We start from the raw sequence: 17,057 nt of genomic DNA on the forward strand, positions 1-17,057 counted from the left end.
GGCGACGGCCATCAGGTGCGGGAGTGCCGGTCCGATCCCATGGGGGTGGTCGCCGCCTCCTCGACCGCGCGCGTCGGCGGTGTGAAGGGGCCCCACGTGAACGCGGGCAGCCACGGTGCCGGCGAGGTGCTCCAGGACAGCTCACCGATCTGACGGACCGTGCGCCGTCCCGTCAGAGCGCGGAAGACCTCCAGAGCGCCGCCGCCCAGCGTGGCGGCCGGTTCGCCCTCGCCGGCCGTCCACTCCCGGTCGGGCGTCCGGACGCGCAACGCCGGCAGGCCGTGCCCGTGCAGCGACAGGGTGAAGCCCATAACGGCGAGATCCAGCGCGTCCGCGAGGGCGGGGGAACCATCGGGCGGGGGCAGACCGAGTGCCGTACGGAGATCGAGCTCGTGCGAGAACGCGTCCAGCGGAAGGATGCGGCGACGCAGCCACTCCGCGCGCGGCAGAACTGCCGGAAGCTGCTCCTCCAACGCGGCCCAGGTGATGACGAGTTCGTCGAGAGGGATGCCCGGAGGCGGAGGCGGGGGCTCACTGATCTCGCCCGGATCCTCGTCGACGGCCAGCCGGCAGACCAGGACGAGGTGGCCGACGAGATCACGTACGCTCCAGCCGGGACAGGCCGGCACGGGGAGCTCCGCGACCGACGGGTCCGAGGTGACGAGCCGGGTGATGTTCTCCCGACAGGCACGGTAGGCTGGGTGATGATCGGGGTCCGGTATCGGACCAATGGTCAGGTCGGTCATACGGCAGCCTCCCGTGCCCCCGGCTGAGTGGAGTCACTCACCCTGGACGATCCCGGCCCGGTAGCCGTCCGTCACGATCCGGCGGGTGGCGTGCTCGTAGTACTCGTCGTCCTTGGGCAGCTCGGTCGCGAGGCCGCTGACGTAGCGGTTGTACATGCAGAACGCCGCGGCGATGAGAACGGTGTCGTGCAGGTCCGTGTCGTCAGCGCCCTCGGCGCGGGCCGCCTCGATCGCTCGATCGGAGACCGGACGCGCGGCGCTCTGGACCTCTGCGGCCACGCCCAGCAGCGCACGGAGCCGCCCGCTGATCGGCGCGGTGCCAGGATCGGCCAGCACGTCCCGTACCAGTTCCCCGCCCCCCGCCAGTTGCGCGGCCGCGAAGGCCCCGTGCGAGGACGAGCAGAACTCGGTGCTGTTGAGCCGCGAGACGTACGCCGCGATCAGCTCGCGTTCGCCCGGTTCGAGCGAGGACGGTGCCCTCAGCAGAGCGTTCGCCAGGTCGCCCAGCGGTCCGCCGGTGTCGGGCCGGTGGACCATCAGTCCGGTGATTCCGGGGAGATCGTTGTTCAGCGCGATGTGGGGCACGGCTCGTCCTCCAGGAGAAGGGGGAGACAGATGTGCGGTGAGAATCGCGTGGCCGCGGAACGGCGGGGCCTTCGCGTTGCGAGGAAGCTAGTGAACGCTCCAGTCGGTGGCAACCGTGCGTCGAGGCGTGGAAGCTCGCGCTGTCGCGGCCGAGTCTCCGACCGGCCATGAGCGCAGAGAAGGATCGGTCCTTCCCCGATCATGTCCCTGAGCAGCGGCATCTGTTCGGCGCGTACCGGGGAGGTCGGCGCCGTGCACACCGGGGAGCGTGCACCGGGTCGTGCGCCGGCCCGCGGGCGTCCGCGAACAGGTCGCCGAAGGAGAGCACTTCGGAAGAAGCCGTCGCGTGTGCGGTGCTGGTGTAATGGGCCACCGTTTCCCGACCGTGGAGGTTCAGGCATGGCCATCAGCACGGGAGCGTCACCCAACACCCTGCGGGGCGGACTCGACTCGCTCAACGGCCGACACCATCAACTCGGCCTGCGATTATTCCTGTTCATCGTCATAGCGCACTGGGCAGAGCACCTGGTCCAGGCCTACCAGATCTACGTCATGGGCTGGCCGATCCCGGAGGCGCGCGGTGTCCTCGGGATTCCGTTCCCGTGGCTCGTCACCTCGGAATGGATGCACTACGGCTACGCCCTGGTGATGATGGTCGGCCTGTTCCTTCTGCGTCCGGGCTTCACCGGCCGCTCGGGGACCTGGTGGAAGGTGTCGCTCGGGATCCAGGTGTGGCACCACCTGGAGCACCTGCTGCTCCTGGTCCAGGCACTCGCGGGCGCGCACCTGCTGGGCAAGGCCGCTCCGACGAGCCTGATCCAACTGATCATGCCCCGGGTGGAACTGCACCTCTTCTACAACGCCCTGGTGACGGTCCCCATGGTGGTGGCGATGTACCTGCACACCCGCGCGAACCGGCCGGACAACGCCGCCGCACGGTGCACTTGCGCGCCGCAGGACTGAACCCATGACCACCAGCGGGAGAAGGCCCTCCGGGTTCGTCTCCCTCCTGCTTCTGCTGGCTGGAATCCTGCTCTTCTGGATGACGGTGCCGAATCTCGGCACCGCCGCCCGGGCCGCGACCGCGGACGGGCCGCGGGGCACCTTCACCGCCGCCCGTCTCGTGTGCGTGGGTCACTCCGGGCACACCTCATGTGAATGGTCGGGAACGTTTCGTTCCGACGACGGCACCGTGGAACTCACGGGCGTCAAGCTCTACGGGAGCGGCCGGGACACGTTCGCGGCCGGGCAGACGGCGCCGGCCATGGACGTGGGCAACACGGGGCGGGTCTACGACCCGACCGGTTCGCGGTCGTGGATCATCACGGTCGTCCTGGTGGTGGCCGCCTATGCACTGCTCGTGGCCGTGGCTCGTCGGCATCTGATGCCTCCGGCCTCCCCTGGAGAGAAGGGCTTCTTCGCGCGGCGCCGCCTCATGCTTTCCGCGAAGTAGCCGCCCTGCCCTGTACGGAGCGCCGGCGGGCACGTGCCGTCGGCCGGAAAGTCGACGTCCGCGTTGGTCGCGAGGGCGGGCTGTGCGGGCTGTGCGGGCTGTGCGGGCCGACCGTACAGGCCTACGGTGAGGCCGGTGCCCGGTACTCGCTCGCCCTCGTGTCACCCGCTCTTCCAGGTCATGCCGACCCTCAACAACCACCGGCCCCCGTAGCTGGACCTGCCCGGTCTCGTAACCCACTTAAAGGGGGGTGGACACCGGGCAGCCACGTTCGACCTTTCCTTCTCCTTCACCGAGCCGGCGTCGGTCGTGGGCGACGGGGTCTGCCTCGACGGAACGCCGAAGTTCAGCCAGGATCTGTTCGGTGCCGAGACCATCGCACGGATCGCCGATCGATTCGCTCTCCTCCTCGCACACGTGGTACGCGACACCGCGACGGTCGTGGGCGACCTGCCGCTCACCAGCGCCGAGGAACGGCGACGGCTGCTGGAGATCGGTGAGAGCCGGGGTGCAGCCGGTACGGCACCCCGACTCCCCTGTCCGTGCTGGACCGGTTCGCAGCCACCGTGAGCGGGGCGCGCAGCGGTGACATCACGGTGACCGCCGCCGACGGCGGCCTCTCCTCCGCGGATCTCGACGACACGCTCGGCAAGCAGCGCGAGGAGCCCGGATACGCCATCCAGCCGGAGAAGACGACCACTACGCCGCACATCCGGGACGCATGCTGACCATTTGCTGACCTGAGGGCGGCGCATGACGCCACTGAACTGCGGCGGCGCCAAACAGTCAGATCGTGGACCCGAACAGAGTGCGCAGCACTGTCGACCCCTCTGAGACGGCTCCCTGCCTGCTTATTGCGGGTCAAGGGCGGTCTCGACCGTACACCGGCACCCGCGGAACAATGTTTGCGAGGAACATCCCTCCGATCTGGCGCTACGGGCCCACCTGGGCGTTCGCGCCGCCGACGAGGCCTTCTCGGGCACTCCTCCGGCAACGCCCGGCGACTCACGCTGACCGGATGCCGACCTGCTTGACGGGTCATCAGGCATGGGAGACTGCTTTGCGCGCACCAACGACGCGCGTCCACGCACCTCCCGCCTGTGCGAAACCCACATCGCATGGGGACGAGCACTCGTTGGCGAGGCAGCGTCGTTGTCGCATGAGCGGCACCGGGACAGCTTGCGTGCCGGCCGCGGAAGCATGTGGTGGGCGCCGGCGCAGAGCGCACACCTCGCGGCGCATCCGCGTCGAGCACGGCACCGAACTCTTGAAGAACCGGCGGGCGCCGGCCCGTCGTCTCGGCCGAGAGAGCACATGATCGACACCGCCCCAGCCCTCGTGGGCCTACTGCCCCAACAGCGGACCGGACCCTGGCTCGTCAGGCGTGACCACCGAGACCTGACTCCCGCCCTTCGACGTCTCACCGCCAACCGTGCCGAAGTCTCAGATGCCCGAACGCTCGACAACCCGTTCGGTGCCCGGCTGAAGGCGAAGCATCGCTTGAGCTGTCTCGCCTCCGGGGTCGACACAGCCTTCGGGACCGGTGAACAGGACGTAGTTGACACCACCGTTGTGTGCCGAGCGGAAGGCGATCCCGTCCACGCTCAGTGGTGAAAGGTAGCGGAGGTACTCAGTCAGTACCTGGGTGGGGACATAGGCAAGGTGCTCGTGCCCGTCCCGGACCACCGGACGGCTCAGGTCATCCGAGAAGGACCGGATGAACTCAACTGGGCCGATCATGGTCCCTCGGTCGGGGTCGAACCAGCTCGGTACGGAAGGTACGACCGCCAAGTCGACCACGGAAACCGGACGGATCAACTCGAATGCCACCACGGCTGCGTAGGGCCTGAGATCGTGTGCCGATATCTCCGCGAGGACGGTATCCGCGTTCGCAGATCCGTAGAACATCGAGACACCTGCGGGGCTCATCCGGTTGGCGGTAGCCCGTGTGGGCGGCGTCGAGCCGATGTCCGCCGCGGCATAGCTCGGTGTGGCCGCGTGGGCGCGCATGCGCCCGCGCCACACCTGGTGTCCAGCGGGCAACGTGCGAACGAGCCCCACCCGGTCGACGACCGCAGACACCTCGCCCAGCATGGCCAAGGGCGAAGGCGCATCATGCCGTTCGGTCTCGGCGAGTAGGGTGAAGCGTCTCTGGTGACTGACCTGCCGGCGAAATCCGGTCCAATGGGCGTAAGCGGGGCGCTGTCGTGGAACCGCCCTCAGCTTCCACGACGTGGGTTTCGCCCACTCCCCTACCAGGCGCGTTATGCGAGGCTCGACGGCGCCTCGGCAGACCTCTTCGACGGCGGCCGCAGTACTGATGCCCTCCTCGGACGCCTGCGTGTACTCGTACTTGTCCTGGACTGCGCCCAGCACACGGCGCCCAAGGAGGTGGAGGCCGACGGCCACGGGCTCGCCTTGAAGCGAGTGCGTAGTACAGAAGGAGCAGTGAGAGGCGGTCAATAGCGTGCTGAGGTGGCGGCGCAGATGTGTGTCACTGATGTGGTCCATACAGACCGCACCATGGAGGGACAGGCCTTCCGGCGGGGTCACCCGCGCTCCTGGGCGATCTGCTCATAGGCGCGCTTCTTGGCGCGAAGCCTCTCGTGGAGCAGGTCGAAGATCGTTTTTCGGCGGGTGGTGAAGTGGATGCTCCAGCTGGGGTCTTCGGCGAGTTCGCTCATCAGCGGCTCCCAGATCAACTCGAAGCTCTCCGAGACGCTCATCCCCCCGCGCCCTGCCCCGAAGAGCGGGAAGCAGATGGATGAGAGAGCGAGGCCTTGCTCATGACGTTCCTGACGGGCCAGGTCGAAGACGTTGTGCACGGCTCTGGGAATCGACTGAGGGTCGATGCCGTAGTTGTTCGTTCCCGAAATGGGGGCGGCGATAGCTGCGTGGTAGATGCGTTGCACGTTTCGTCTCGACAGCGCACCCGCAGGTGTAGGCGCAACGGTTCCGCCGGTTACGGGCAGTCCGAGGCTGCCGTGTCTGCGAAGCCACACCGCGAGGTGATCGCCGGCCACGTCCTCCAAAATTTGTCCCCCACCGCTCTTCTCCGCCGCTGCCCGCCGCAGGCTGCCGGAAGTCGACGGCTTGAAGAACTGGGACATCTGGAGATATGTATTCTCCGATGACACCAAGATATCTACGTTCCTGAGTTGCTCCACTGGGCCGCCGTGCAGGTAGAGCGCGGACACAGGACTACCGGGCGCGCCGGTTGTTATGTTGATCGGTCCAGCCATTTCGCGTTCCGTGAGCACGTCGGCTGCAGAGTGCGCCGGCCTGCGCCGATGGGGGATGTCAGCCTCGGGCTGCGGGTCGACGGGGAAGGGTTCCGCGAGGGCCCGTGCGAGCTCCTTGCCTAAGGCATGGACAAGCCGGCTGTTCGGGCCGCTGGGCTTGATGACCGAGAAGTGGTCGCCTGGCAACACCCCCGTCTCGGGGAAGAACCCTGCGGCCGAGGAGGGGACCACCACGTTGTCGCTCTCGCCTGCGTAGGCCACGATCGGGATCGGACAGCTGGTGTCCGCGACTTCCGTGGCCCGAACAATTCCGTCGATCACCCTGCGCTGAGTTTCCAGTACCGAGGTCTGAAGCGGTTTAAGCTCGCGCTCCTGGCTGTTCCTGGTCATAGGGATCAGCCCCCTGCGGGCCAGCAGGAACAGGTCGGACCCGTTGTTGGGGCAGGCGAACATCACCAGCCGTCGTATCTTGGCGAGTTCCTGCCCGCGGCCCGCCAGCAGCATGCGGGATAAGTATCGTTGGGCGACTAACCCGCCTTGGCTGTGTGTGATCAAGGCTACCCGCTCGTACCCGGTGGTCAGATCCCCGATGAAACCACGGAGGCTCTCCGCGATCGTGTCGAGATCCGGCATCCGCCGCAACGGATTCCAAGTCACCGGTCGCGTCGCGTACTCGAAAAACAGGAAGTCGTACTCGTCCGAGACAGCAGGGATCTTCGACATCTCCTGGTGCAAGGGGGTCCAGGTGGTCGGCGACGAGTAGAGACCATGTACGAAGACGATGGCGGCCTGATGCAAGTCTCCCCCTGGAGCCGAGGCGCTGTGCGACGCCGTTCGTATGCAGCATACGGAGGTCCACGGTCTGACCATAGGGAGTCCGGCGAGCCGCACGAGGACTCGCCCCAGCGCTCCGGGCAAGCATCTGAGCATGATGGGGAGGATCAGCCCTCAAGGCTGAGCCGGATCCGCTGGATCAGCGAGTGCGACGCGGAGGAACTGAGCCTTTTCCACCTTCGCGTTGAGGCGGCCCCGGAAGGTGACTCGGATATGCAGTCCGCCGCCTAGGTACGCCTTGTCCGGCCAGCTCGGGTTTGGAGGATCTGCAGAAGAGAGCCATCGCGATGGTAGACGAAAGCGGCACCGTGGACCGAAGCGCCCTCAGGAGGTGGCTGTACTGCCTGACCCCGGAGCGCGACACGGTCGAGAACCGCCTCTCCGCCCGGACGCGGATCGCGCGGCCGGAGCGCAAAGGCTCCGGTCCGGCCGAGTGGTGGCTCGGGAAGCCGCTGAAGAGGAGCAAGACGCTATCCCCGTAGAGCCGTGGCGATCTTGGTCTGCGGGATAAAATCACGCATGGTCTTGTCGCAGCGCGAACGCCCCTTGATAGCAATCGTCGGCAGCGTGGACGCGTCGCGCACCTTCGCGCCTCCGCTGCGCGCGGCCGACCAGGCTCCGGCGGCCTGCCGGGAGCTCGGCCGCGAGCTGGCCCGGGCGGGTTGTGACCTGGCCGTCTTCTCCAGCAAACCCACCTACATCGAGCATGAGGTCGTCCACGGGTACGCCGAGGGGACCGACGCACAGAACCCCGGCAGGGTGGCGGCGTACCCGCCGCGCCATCGCGAGGTCGCCTTCGCTCTGCCCGACGGCAGTTCGGTCACCCTGGACACGTTCCGGGACACCAGTGGGGAGTGGGAAGTTTCCTACTACCGGACCCTGTTGAGCTGCGACGGGGTGCTGCTTGTGGGCGGCGGGCAGTCCACTCGAGTGGCGGGAATCGTCGCTATGGCGCAGGGCGTCCCGGTACTGCCGGTCGCAGCGTTCGGTGGCGGGGCGGGCCAGGTGTGGGTCAACCTCGACAAGGTGCGCAACCACACGGACGACGAGGACATCGCCCTGCTCGGCCGCGACTGGTCCACGGATGCAGCCCCGCGACTCATCGCCAGCCTGTTACGGCAACGGACCCGGCGCGCGGAGACGGCCCGGATCCAGGAGCGGGCCGACCGGTCCCTGGCCCGCCGGGCCGGCGGCGGGCTGACCGCTGCAGGCGTGAGCGTGGTCGGGGCCCTCGCCGCCCTCGTCCTGGCCGGTGAGCCGGGCCCCGCCGACGCCCGCGCCCTGGCGGCCCTGATTACCGCCCCGCTGCTCGCGTCGGTCGCGGGGGCGATGACTCGTAACTCCTTCGAGACGGAGGCCGCCTGGGTGCGTGCCGGAATCAGAGGGCTGGGAGCGGGCCTGGTCACCGTACTTCTGTACTTCGCCTCCCAGCTCCTAGCGGTTCCGGGCCTTTTCGACCAGCTGGACGTGCGCAGACTGCTCTTCTTCGCGATCCCCTTGGGCTTCAGCGCGGGCTTCACCTTCGACCTCGTCTACGAGCGGCTGCGCGCCGGAGCCGTACCCGCACCAGCCCTGGGCCCGGAGCTGACGTCACCGGGCGCCGCCGGTCCGCCGACGGCCGGCGGCGCATCGCCCCGGGCGCCTTCGGACCCGGCGTAGTCGCCGGTACGGTGTACGGCGGGGATCACGAAAAAATGGTGGCGAGAGGGAGGCGGTCAGGGGATGGAGCCGACGCTCCTGCAGGCGGCGCTGTTGATCCGCGTCGCCACCGGCGCCTTACGCAGCACGCTCTGGCGAAGGTTGCGACGCCTTGTCCTGCGGCCCGCCGCAGGGGAATCCGCAGCGGAGGAACTCGTCGCCTTCGAGGCGTCGCCGACCGACCCGGAGCTGGCCCACGCGCTGATCAGGGCGTTGGTGCGGCGGTCAATCCAGGACGACGAATTCCGCTCGGACCTCGAGGAATGGAGTGATGAGGCCGAGGACAGGAGCGGAGGTCCCAGCAATGTCACCAACATGATCTCGGGCGGGACCTACCACGGTGCGGTGATCCAAGGCGGGCACATCAGCGGCGTCAACATTTTCAACGTCCCGCCCGGTGCCCGTTCGGAGGACGGGGATCAGTAGGTCCCTGTCCTCCGGGAGTGAGCCGGGCCGCCTCGCCAAGGACGACTTGGGATTCCGCCCGGCGGCCCGCCCGTCTCAGGGCGCTGCCGAGGTTGTAGAGGGCGTGGAAGCGGCCGATGTTGTCACCCAGCGCCGCGTAGGCATCCGCGCTCTCGCGCAGAACCAGGATGGCCTCGGTGCGGTTGCCCATGCTCTCCAGAGCAAGGCCCAGATTGCCGGCCGTCTGGGCCCAGGCCCGCCGGTCACCGGTGCGCGTCAGCAGTTCCCCCGCAGCGCGTAGCGCTTCCGCGGCCTGCCCGTACTCGCCCTCCGCCATCAGCGCGCTCCCCAGGTTGTTGAGCGCCTGCGCATGACCCCGGTCGTCACCTGCCGCCTCGTACTGCCGTGCGTTGAACAGAAAGGCGGCGGTCGCGGCGGTTGTCTGTCCGCCCTCCAGTTGCGCGAGTCCCAGGTTGTCCCGCGCGCGCAGCACACCGCCCGTGTCTCCCGCCCGCCGGGACAGTTCGATCGCCAGCGACAGCTGCTCGGCGGCTTCGTCATGACGGCCGAGCCGACGCAGGGCGTTGCCCGCGTTGTTGAGTGCCTGGGCCTCGCTGGAACGGTCGCCCACGAGCTGGTATATGTCCCGGGCGGCGAGCAGACAGGGCAGGGCGTCCTCGAACCGGCCGACCTCGAACAACCCGAGACCGAGATTGTTCAGCGCCTGGGCCTCGCCGCGCTTGTCCCCCAGCTCTCCGTGGAGCTCACCGGACCGTCGCAGGAAGTCGATGGCTTCCTGTACCCGGCCCGCCTCCAGAAGGGCCGCACCCAGATTGTTGAGCGCCTGGGCCTGGCCGTGGCGGTCGTCCAGTTCGCCGAAGACGGCAACGGCCTCCGTGAGGCAGTCGACCGCCTCCGCCGTGCGGTGCGCCTCCCGCAGCGCGTTGCCGAGGTTGTTCCATGCCTGGGCCTGGCCGTGGCGTGCTCCGGCGCTCCCGTACAGGTCCACGGCGCGCTCCAGCGCGCCGATGGCATCGCCTGGGCGGCCGACCGACCGCAGTGCCGCAGCGAGATTGCCCAGCTGCCGGGCCGTACGCCGGGGCTGGTCGGCGGCGGGGAAGAGGGCGAGCGCACGCTCGAAGGCATTGAGGGCTTCGGTCGCCCGGCCGGACCTCGACAGCGCCGTACCGAGGTTGTCGAGGACGTCCGCGTGCTCCGGGCCGAACCCGAGAGCGGCGTATGCCTCGACGGCGGACGCGAGCACCGTGGTCGCGTCCTCGGTCCGGCCGGACCCCAGCAGGGCCGCCCCGAGGTTGTTGAGCGCACGGGCCTCCGCCGGGGCGTCTCCCAGCTCCCGGTACGCCGTATGAGCCCGTTCGAAGTACTCGACCGCCTCGTCGAACCGTCGCAGGTGTGCCAGCGCCGCTCCCCGGTTGTTGAGCGCGGTCGCAAGCAGAGTCTCGTCCGAACGTGACAAGGCCACCTCGTACACGCGGTCGTTGATCCGGAGCAGATCCCCGAAGAAGCGTTCCTCGGTGAGGAACTCGACCAGCTGGAGGGCCAGTTCGACGGCGATCTCCTCCGGGCCGTTGTCGACCATCGCCAGCAGGTTGAGTCGTTCCTCCGTGAGCCACCGCAGGGCACTCCGCCGTTCCGCGAGGCGCACCGTCTCCTCGCCCAGTTCGGCGGTCGCGTGCCGGGCGCCCTGGAGGTAGCCGGTGGCGAGCCGCACGATCGCCTCCGCCTGTTCGTCCTGCTCGTCGTGCGAGGCGCGCTCGGTGGCGTACAGCGCGACCAGGTCGTGCATGGTCCAGCGTTGGGAGGCCACCGATGTCAGCAGATGGGCGTCGGTCAGCGCGGCGAGGAGCCGGTGGGCTTCCTCCTCGGGAACGCCCAGCAACAGTACCGCCGCCTCGGCGGAGATCTCGGTTCCCGGGGCGATCGCCAGGTACCTCAGAGCTCGCGCCTCGGGCTCGGTGAGAAGCCGGTAGGAGGAGTCCAGTGCGGCGCGTACGGAGAGCTCCTCCTCGCGGCGTCCGAGGCGGAGCCGGGCGGAGGCCAGCTCATCCACCAGGCCGGCCAGGTCCGTCCCCGGATTCCGGGTCAGCCGGGCGGCCACCAGGCTCAGCGCGAGAGGGAGAAAGCCGCACAGTCGGGCCAGCTGGAGCGCTTCGGCCCTCTTCGGCGGAGGTGCCCCGTCCCGTCGTGCGGCCGCCTCCAGCATGGCCACGGCATCGTCCGGGCGGAGCACCTCCAGCTCAACGTGGTAGGTCGCACCCGCGGCGGAGCTTCGGGACCGTGCGGTGACCAGGGTCGCGATACCCGGAATCCTGGGGAGCAGCAGCTGGAGCCGGGTCCACGACTCCACATTGTCCAGCACGAGGAGCAGGGGGGCACCCTCCCGGGCCAGACCGACCAGGCGGCGCCGGTACATCGCCACCTGGCCCGCCTCATGGGCCGGAATGTCCGCCGCCGGGATGCCCAGGGTGCGCAACAGCAGGTTCAAGGCCGCGCCGACGTCCGTCCGCGCCTCTCCGGAGGTGCCTCCGTTCAGGTGGGCGAAGACTACTCCGCCCGGAAAGAGTCCGCGGTCCTGGGCCTGCTGTGCCACTTCCACGGCGAGCGCGGTCTTGCCGACACCCGGCAGGCCCGTCACGGCGACCACCGGCGGCTGCCGTCGGTTGGCCGCGGGGTCGAGAGCCGTCCGCAGCCTGTCGGTCTCGGCGTGGCGCCCGGTGAGCAGTCCCGGCCTCGGCAGGGTCTCGTGCAGCGGGCCGGGGGGGCGGGCGGGGAGCGTAATCCCTGCCACGGGGTCGGCCACGAAGGTGTCCAGACCGGAGAGGTACTGGACGATCCTGCCCTGACGATGATGGCGAACGGCGTCCGAGAGCCGGGGATCGGCGGGTGGCCGACGCGTCGCCAGAGCCGCCAGTTCCCTCTCGGAGAAGGCGGCGGGCAGCCGCAAGGTGATCGCTTGTGCGAGGAGGCTGCGACCGGCCTCTCCCAGGCCCTTCCGGGACCGCCCGGCGGTGGCCAGCAGCAGCACGTCGCCGGTGGCGGGGTCTTTGAGGAAGTCGATGACGGACCGGGCCAGTTTCTCGCCGGACTCTCCCGACAGCCGGATGTCCAGGTCGTCGAGCCACAGCACGACGGGTGATGCGAGCGGGTCCTCGCGCAGGGCCGCAGCGAGGTCCGCCGGGGCGATCACGTCGGGTGGGCGGAGTACCCAGCGCGGGCCGAGGCTGCGGCGCATTGCCTCCCACAGGGTCCGGGTGCGGCCGCTCCCGGGCTCGCCGCTGAGCACGACGAAGCGACGGTTCTTGCGCCCGGGGGCCCTGTTCAGGGCCTCGGAGAGTTCCTCGTCCACCTGCCGGGGAAGGTACGGCGGGAGCGCGGGCAGCTCACCGCTCGGGGGTGCGCCCAGAAGGAGGGGGCCTGCGGCGGGATGCACGCCGTACCGGAGAGCTTGATCATCCGCCAGCTGCGACACCCGCTCACGGAGCAGGATGCCCGCTGTGGTGTCGGGTCCCGCCTGCCCGTACTCCCGACCGGATACATGCGGCGCGCCGAGCGCATAGACCACGCCTGTCTCCGTACGGAGATACACGGGCACCCCCTGGGCTCGCACCGATACCGTCACCCCCTTGCGCAGAGCCACTCGTTCGGCACGTTCCCATCGGGTCGGGCTGTCCGAGACGTCGAGCACCAGGACCGGCCCGTCCGGGACCTGGATCGCGGTGGCAGGCCAGGACGGATCCCCCATCGTGATGTGGCCCCCGTCATGACGGACCGCCAGGATGAAATCGTCGGCTGTCGATGCCCGCCGGTCGGTCGACGGGAGGGGGCGGCCGCTCCCGCCCCGGCCGGGTCCGGTCTCGAGGTCGACCTCCAGGATGTGGGACAACCGAATGGCGCTGCGGCTGGTCCTGGCCCGTTCGGGCAACCGCTGCGCCGCGCCGGTGAACCAACGGCGCAGTCCCTCGTGCCGCGACGGATTCTCCACCGCGGCGCGCAGAACCGGTTCCATCAGCTCGTCCACGGTGTGTTCGGCGAGATGCCGGAGCCCGGCATCGGCGAGCACCGCGGCCCACGTCACCCGCTCCTCCAGCGCGAGCACCGGGGACAGGCTCCGGTGTGCCTGCGCCACCAGGCCGCCGACGGCCAGCAGCGGGTCCTCGGGACCGCTCCGAGACAGTTCGGCGACGAGCCGTTCACGCAGCGGGGTCAGCAGAGGCTGCCGCAGGGCCATGTACGCGCCACCGTTGCGGGCGGCCCACGGCCCGTACCAGAGGTCCGATTCCGCCGCCACGGTAAGGGTCGGTTCCACCCGCACCCGAACCAGGCGCAGGAGTTCGGGTTCGATCCGGACCGCAGTGCTCAACGCCACAGCCAGCCGTAGCGCCTGGGGCGGAAGGTCGTCCGGCCGCGGTGCAGCCGCGGGCAGACCGGGCAGCCGGGGACCGGCCGTCGTCACGGGACCCTCGATTCGGCCTGGACGGTGGTGGTGGAACGGTCCCAGCTCACGACCGGCATGAGGGAGGTGAGCGGGGCCGGGAAGCGGTCCGGGGGCAGCGGGATGAGCGCCGCGGGTCGGCAGCCGCTGCGCCGGAGCAGCGCGGTGAGCTCCTGCCACTCCTGCCAGACCGTGGTCACGGGCCCGGCCCCCGGCAGGTTGCAGCCGAACCCGCTCAGGATCAGGACCCGGGTTCCGGCGGCCGGCGGCCGGTAGGGCCGCCAGGTCCAGCCCGCTCCGGGACCGGCGTGGTTCAGGGGTGAGCCGGCGAAGTACAGGACGTCGGTGGCGTGCCTCCCGACGATCACAGTGATGCGGTTGACAAGTTCCTCCTGGTCCCGGGCGAACATCTCCATGCCGGGGCCGAGGTCGACCAGCACCTGGGTCCCGAAGCGCAGGGTGCGCACCGGCAGCCGGGGCAGCTCCTGAAGCGGGCGGCCGGTGGCGAACTCCTCGAGCAGCCGGTGGGTGTCGATCTCGCCTTCGGGCACGGTCCGCGACAACACGGTCTGCAAGGTGGCCGTCTCCGAGTTGGGGGGCAGCAGGCTATGGTGGCCCGGTTCGGCTTCGGCGGGCCCGTCGCCCCGCTCGGCGAGCGCGGGAAACCTCCACTCGGGCCGGGTGTCCGAGTCTGCTGCCAGTGGAGTGAGGAGGGGCAGGGGTCCAGCGGTCCCGTCCGCCGTCGACGGCAGTGAGTCGAGGTTCTCCGGCGGGGCATCGGCATCCGGCGCCCGGGGGGAAGCTGGTGGAGCGGCACTGCGCTCCTCCTCCGCCTCCGGTACGGCGGGGGCCCGCCACTGCGGGGCCGGCTCCGGGCCCGAGACCGAACCGCGCAGGCCCAGCAGCGCGACGATACGCCGCACCTTCTCGCCGTCGTCCTGATCGACGCCCAGCCGGGTCAGCGCCCGGGCCAGGTCACCGACCCAGATACCGGCCGACCTGTCCGTGCCCGATGCCCGTCCTCCTGTGGTCCGGCCCTCCGGCATCCGCATCAGTCCCTCAACTGCTGCGGCTTGACCAACGTGAGGCCCCGCAGGGCCTCCCAACGCGGATCGTCCACGGTGATGTCCAGGGAGCGGCAGGCCCACAGGGCGTCCAGGTACTCCGCCGTACTGGGGCGCCGCACACCGTCCCGCGCTGCGGCCCGCCGGACCTCCCGCAACTCCTCAGCCAGGGCGGCGGCGAGCTCCAGATCTGCTGGGGAGACCTCCGGCAGCCGGGCCGTCAGGTGCTGGTGGGCGATTCTGACGAGCTCCTTCACGTCCTCCGGAGGCTTGAGCCGGGCGATGACGCAGCGGCGCAGGAACGCCTGGGGCAGCTCCCGCTCCTCGTTGGTGGTGATGACGATCAGATGACGGGAGAAGGGGATGTCGGTGGGCTGCTCCGGGGGTTCGACCGAGACCTCGGTTCCGGTCTCGGCCACCACGAACCCGTTCGACGCCAGGGGTACGAGGAGGCCGTTGGGCACGTCGGGGTCCGCCTTGTCGATCTCGTCGATCAGGACGACCGCGTGGTCAGGGGAGCGCCCCTTCTCCGCCCTGAACTCCTTACGGCTTCGCCCGGACGGCCGGTGCTCGGGGCCGGTGCCGTGCCGGCCCGCGGACCGGCTGACGAACCGCTCGGCCGACCGGGGCGCGAAGGCCCACCACAGCGGGCCCGGTTGGACGTATCTGCCCTCGGAGTGCCGTGGGGCCCGGCGAGGGCCGGTACGGCGCTCCGCCTGGGCGTCCGCGAGCCGTCGCACGGCGTCGAAGGACCACAGCAGGTCACGCGCCCGGGTCTGGGAGGTCACCACGTGCTCGTAGTACCGCCAGCCGCGCTCCCTGGCCACCCAGGGTGCCAGCGAGGACTTGCCCGAGCCCGGCTCTCCCCGCAGAAGCAGCGGCCGGCCGGTCGCCAGTGCCACCTCGACCGCGAGCGACAGGTCCGAGGGCATGACGTAGATCAGCCCGTCGCGGCGGTCCGGCATGTCGGTCGATTCGAGTGCCTGGGGGAACATCAGCTCACCTCGGATAAGGGAAAGGTGCCGGAATCCTGGACGACCGCGTCTAGACGTTGCTTGAGCTGGTACGCGGCCAGCTCGGTCTCCTCGGTGATCGGCGGCACGACGACGACCGTGTCCGCGATCCCGGCCACCCGCCCAGGTTCGGCGCCGCCGGTTAGGACCACCACGATCAGCCAGGGGAAGTCGTCTCGCAGGGAGCGGGTCACCGCGGCCAGGTCCTCGACGGAGTGATCGGCGGCGCTGAGCACCAGGTAGCTGAAGGTCCCGTTCTTGGGCCGGACGGTCCGGGAGTTCAGCGGCATCCGGGGCGGGACGCGGAAGACCTGGCGCAGTGCGGTGCGGCAGGCGGCTTCGAGGGCCTCCGCCGGCGACGCGTCGTCGTCGGGCAGCCCGCGCTCCAGGGCGCCGAAACTGTAGGTGTCGGGTGCGTTGCACACGGCTCGGCGTACGTACTGCTCCACCGTCCATTCCTCGTAGGCGTTGAACACGAGCACGGGCGAGCCGGCATCGGGCTCGGGGACGGCGTTCGCCGCGGGCAGGAAGCGGCGGGCCGACTCCTGGTCGACCCAGCTCGGCAGGATCTCCGCGGACAGCTGACGGAGCTGGTCCGCCCCGAGTGCGGGCTTCAGCCATTCAACCGCTGTCGGAAGTTCCTCCCTGATGCCACCGCTCAACATGCGGTGGGAAAGAAAGAGTTCAGCGCCGATCCGGGCGCTGACATGCATCAGTTCCTCGTCGGTGAGGCCCAGGCGGCGGGCCGCGTCCAGCAGACTGCCCGGGTTGCGGCGGCGGGCGGATTCGAGGTAGCGGGCCACGCGCAGGGCCCAGTCACGGGCGCCGGTGTTCGCCGAGCGTAGATCCTGGGGCGAGAACTCCGCCATGATGCGGTCGGCGACGGTGAGCGTGTCCGCCTCCGCAGGCCGCTCGTCGTCCGGGGACTGCCAGATCGCGGCCTGGATCGACAGGAGCGCGTCGAACCCCTGCTTGCGGGCCTCGGCCGTGCTCACGCCGCCCACGATCCCTGGGAGCACGGCGGCAAGTCCGCCGACCTTGAAGCGGCCCACCAGGACTTCGGCCTCGCGCCGTACCCAGCGGGGAGCAGCCACCGTCTCCGGACCGAGCAGGACGATCGCCGCGTCGCACCGGTACATCTCGCGGTACAGCACCTCGTGCCACTCGTCGCCGGCACGCAGCTTCTCGACATCGATGAACACGTCATAGCCGCTCGCGGTCAGGCGCGGCACGATGTTTTCCAGCACCGCCCGCACGTCGGCGTCCCTGCCCGCCCCGTGGCTGATGAAGATCCGTAAGCTCATACCGGCCCGACCGGAGCTCCATGCGGCATCGCGTTGGCTCTGCCCCTGAGAATCACAGGAGCGATTGTGCTCCAGCTCCGAGACCGCCGGGAGCGCTTTGCGTCAATCCGGCGGGGCGAAAGCCTCCCCCGTGGCGTCGGCACGGATCCCCACCAGCTCACACGGAGCCTCCGTGGGCTACGTGAGGTCGTTACGGTCCGCCGGACAGCCATGCCGGGGCGCCGACAGATGCAGGCTGGGGAAGCGGGCGGTTCCCCAGC

14 protein-coding genes are annotated in these 17,057 nt (G+C 69.7%); 6 read left to right on the forward strand and 8 right to left on the reverse strand.

The window, feature by feature from the left end:
- Positions 1-11: 11 nt before the first annotated feature.
- Together ACFWRT_RS00740 and ACFWRT_RS00745 are read right to left on the reverse strand one after the other, a co-directional pair.
- On the reverse strand, positions 12-746 hold the full coding sequence (locus tag ACFWRT_RS00740) for a maleylpyruvate isomerase family mycothiol-dependent enzyme (RefSeq protein ID WP_380948842.1): 735 nt from the start codon (positions 744-746) through the stop codon (positions 12-14).
- Positions 747-779: 33 nt separating this feature from the next.
- Positions 780-1,331 (reverse strand): carboxymuconolactone decarboxylase family protein, encoded by a 552-nt coding sequence (locus ACFWRT_RS00745; protein WP_380948843.1) that lies wholly within the window; start codon positions 1,329-1,331, stop codon positions 780-782.
- 399 nt (positions 1,332-1,730) lie between these two features.
- Between ACFWRT_RS00745 and ACFWRT_RS00750 the strand changes: the two genes are divergently transcribed.
- The 4 genes from ACFWRT_RS00750 to ACFWRT_RS00765 all read left to right on the forward strand — a co-directional run bounded on the left by ACFWRT_RS00750 (position 1,731) and on the right by ACFWRT_RS00765 (position 3,512).
- Entirely contained in the window at positions 1,731-2,294 is a 564-nt protein-coding gene (locus tag ACFWRT_RS00750) for a hypothetical protein (protein WP_380948844.1), read from the forward strand.
- Between the two features lie 4 nt (positions 2,295-2,298).
- Entirely contained in the window at positions 2,299-2,784 is a 486-nt protein-coding gene (locus tag ACFWRT_RS00755; RefSeq protein ID WP_380948845.1) for a hypothetical protein, read from the forward strand.
- Between the two features lie 309 nt (positions 2,785-3,093).
- A complete protein-coding gene (locus ACFWRT_RS00760; protein WP_380948846.1) occupies positions 3,094-3,354 on the forward strand; it encodes a hypothetical protein in 261 nt (86 codons plus the stop codon).
- A complete protein-coding gene (locus tag ACFWRT_RS00765) occupies positions 3,351-3,512 on the forward strand; it encodes a hypothetical protein (protein ID WP_380948847.1) in 162 nt (53 codons plus the stop codon). The genes ACFWRT_RS00760 and ACFWRT_RS00765 overlap by 4 nt, the downstream gene beginning before the upstream one ends.
- A 715-nt stretch (positions 3,513-4,227) precedes the next feature.
- Here the strand turns inward: ACFWRT_RS00765 and ACFWRT_RS00770 are convergent.
- A complete protein-coding gene (locus ACFWRT_RS00770) occupies positions 4,228-5,193 on the reverse strand; it encodes an RES family NAD+ phosphorylase (RefSeq protein WP_380948848.1) in 966 nt (321 codons plus the stop codon).
- Between the two features lie 140 nt (positions 5,194-5,333).
- Positions 5,334-6,824 (reverse strand): alpha/beta fold hydrolase, encoded by a 1,491-nt coding sequence (locus tag ACFWRT_RS00775; RefSeq protein ID WP_380948849.1) that lies wholly within the window; start codon positions 6,822-6,824, stop codon positions 5,334-5,336.
- Positions 6,825-7,379: 555 nt separating this feature from the next.
- On the opposite strand from ACFWRT_RS00775, the gene ACFWRT_RS00780 reads away from it, so the two are divergent.
- Both ACFWRT_RS00780 and ACFWRT_RS00785 read left to right on the forward strand, forming a co-directional pair.
- Positions 7,380-8,519: a hypothetical protein gene (locus ACFWRT_RS00780; RefSeq protein WP_380948850.1), complete on the forward strand. Its 1,140-nt coding sequence runs from the start codon at positions 7,380-7,382 to the stop codon at positions 8,517-8,519.
- A gap of 63 nt (positions 8,520-8,582) precedes the next feature.
- Positions 8,583-8,984 carry a hypothetical protein gene (locus ACFWRT_RS00785; RefSeq protein ID WP_380948851.1) on the forward strand — a complete coding sequence of 134 codons (402 nt, stop codon included), beginning with the start codon at positions 8,583-8,585 and terminating at the stop codon, positions 8,982-8,984.
- Here the strand turns inward: ACFWRT_RS00785 and ACFWRT_RS00790 are convergent.
- The 4 genes from ACFWRT_RS00790 to ACFWRT_RS00805 all read right to left on the reverse strand — a co-directional run bounded on the left by ACFWRT_RS00790 (position 8,941) and on the right by ACFWRT_RS00805 (position 16,797).
- Positions 8,941-13,344 (reverse strand): tetratricopeptide repeat protein, encoded by a 4,404-nt coding sequence (locus ACFWRT_RS00790; protein ID WP_380948852.1) that lies wholly within the window; start codon positions 13,342-13,344, stop codon positions 8,941-8,943. The genes ACFWRT_RS00785 and ACFWRT_RS00790 overlap by 44 nt on opposite strands.
- 89 nt (positions 13,345-13,433) lie before the next feature.
- Positions 13,434-14,468 (reverse strand): hypothetical protein, encoded by a 1,035-nt coding sequence (locus tag ACFWRT_RS00795; protein WP_380948853.1) that lies wholly within the window; start codon positions 14,466-14,468, stop codon positions 13,434-13,436.
- The gene (locus ACFWRT_RS00800; RefSeq protein WP_380948854.1) at positions 14,468-15,475 is read right to left on the reverse strand and encodes an AAA family ATPase; all 1,008 of its coding nucleotides are present in this window, start codon (positions 15,473-15,475) and stop codon (positions 14,468-14,470) included. Before ACFWRT_RS00800 ends, ACFWRT_RS00795 begins: the two co-directional genes overlap by 1 nt.
- Complete coding sequence (locus ACFWRT_RS00805; RefSeq protein WP_380948855.1) at positions 15,475-16,797, reverse strand: toll/interleukin-1 receptor domain-containing protein; 1,323 nt, start codon at positions 16,795-16,797, stop codon at positions 15,475-15,477. Before ACFWRT_RS00805 ends, ACFWRT_RS00800 begins: the two co-directional genes overlap by 1 nt.
- Positions 16,798-17,057 lie beyond the last annotated feature (260 nt).

The organism is Streptomyces cyaneofuscatus (assembly GCF_042718795.1).
In the GTDB taxonomy this organism is placed as follows: Bacteria; Actinomycetota; Actinomycetes; order Streptomycetales; family Streptomycetaceae; genus Streptomyces; species Streptomyces cyaneofuscatus_A.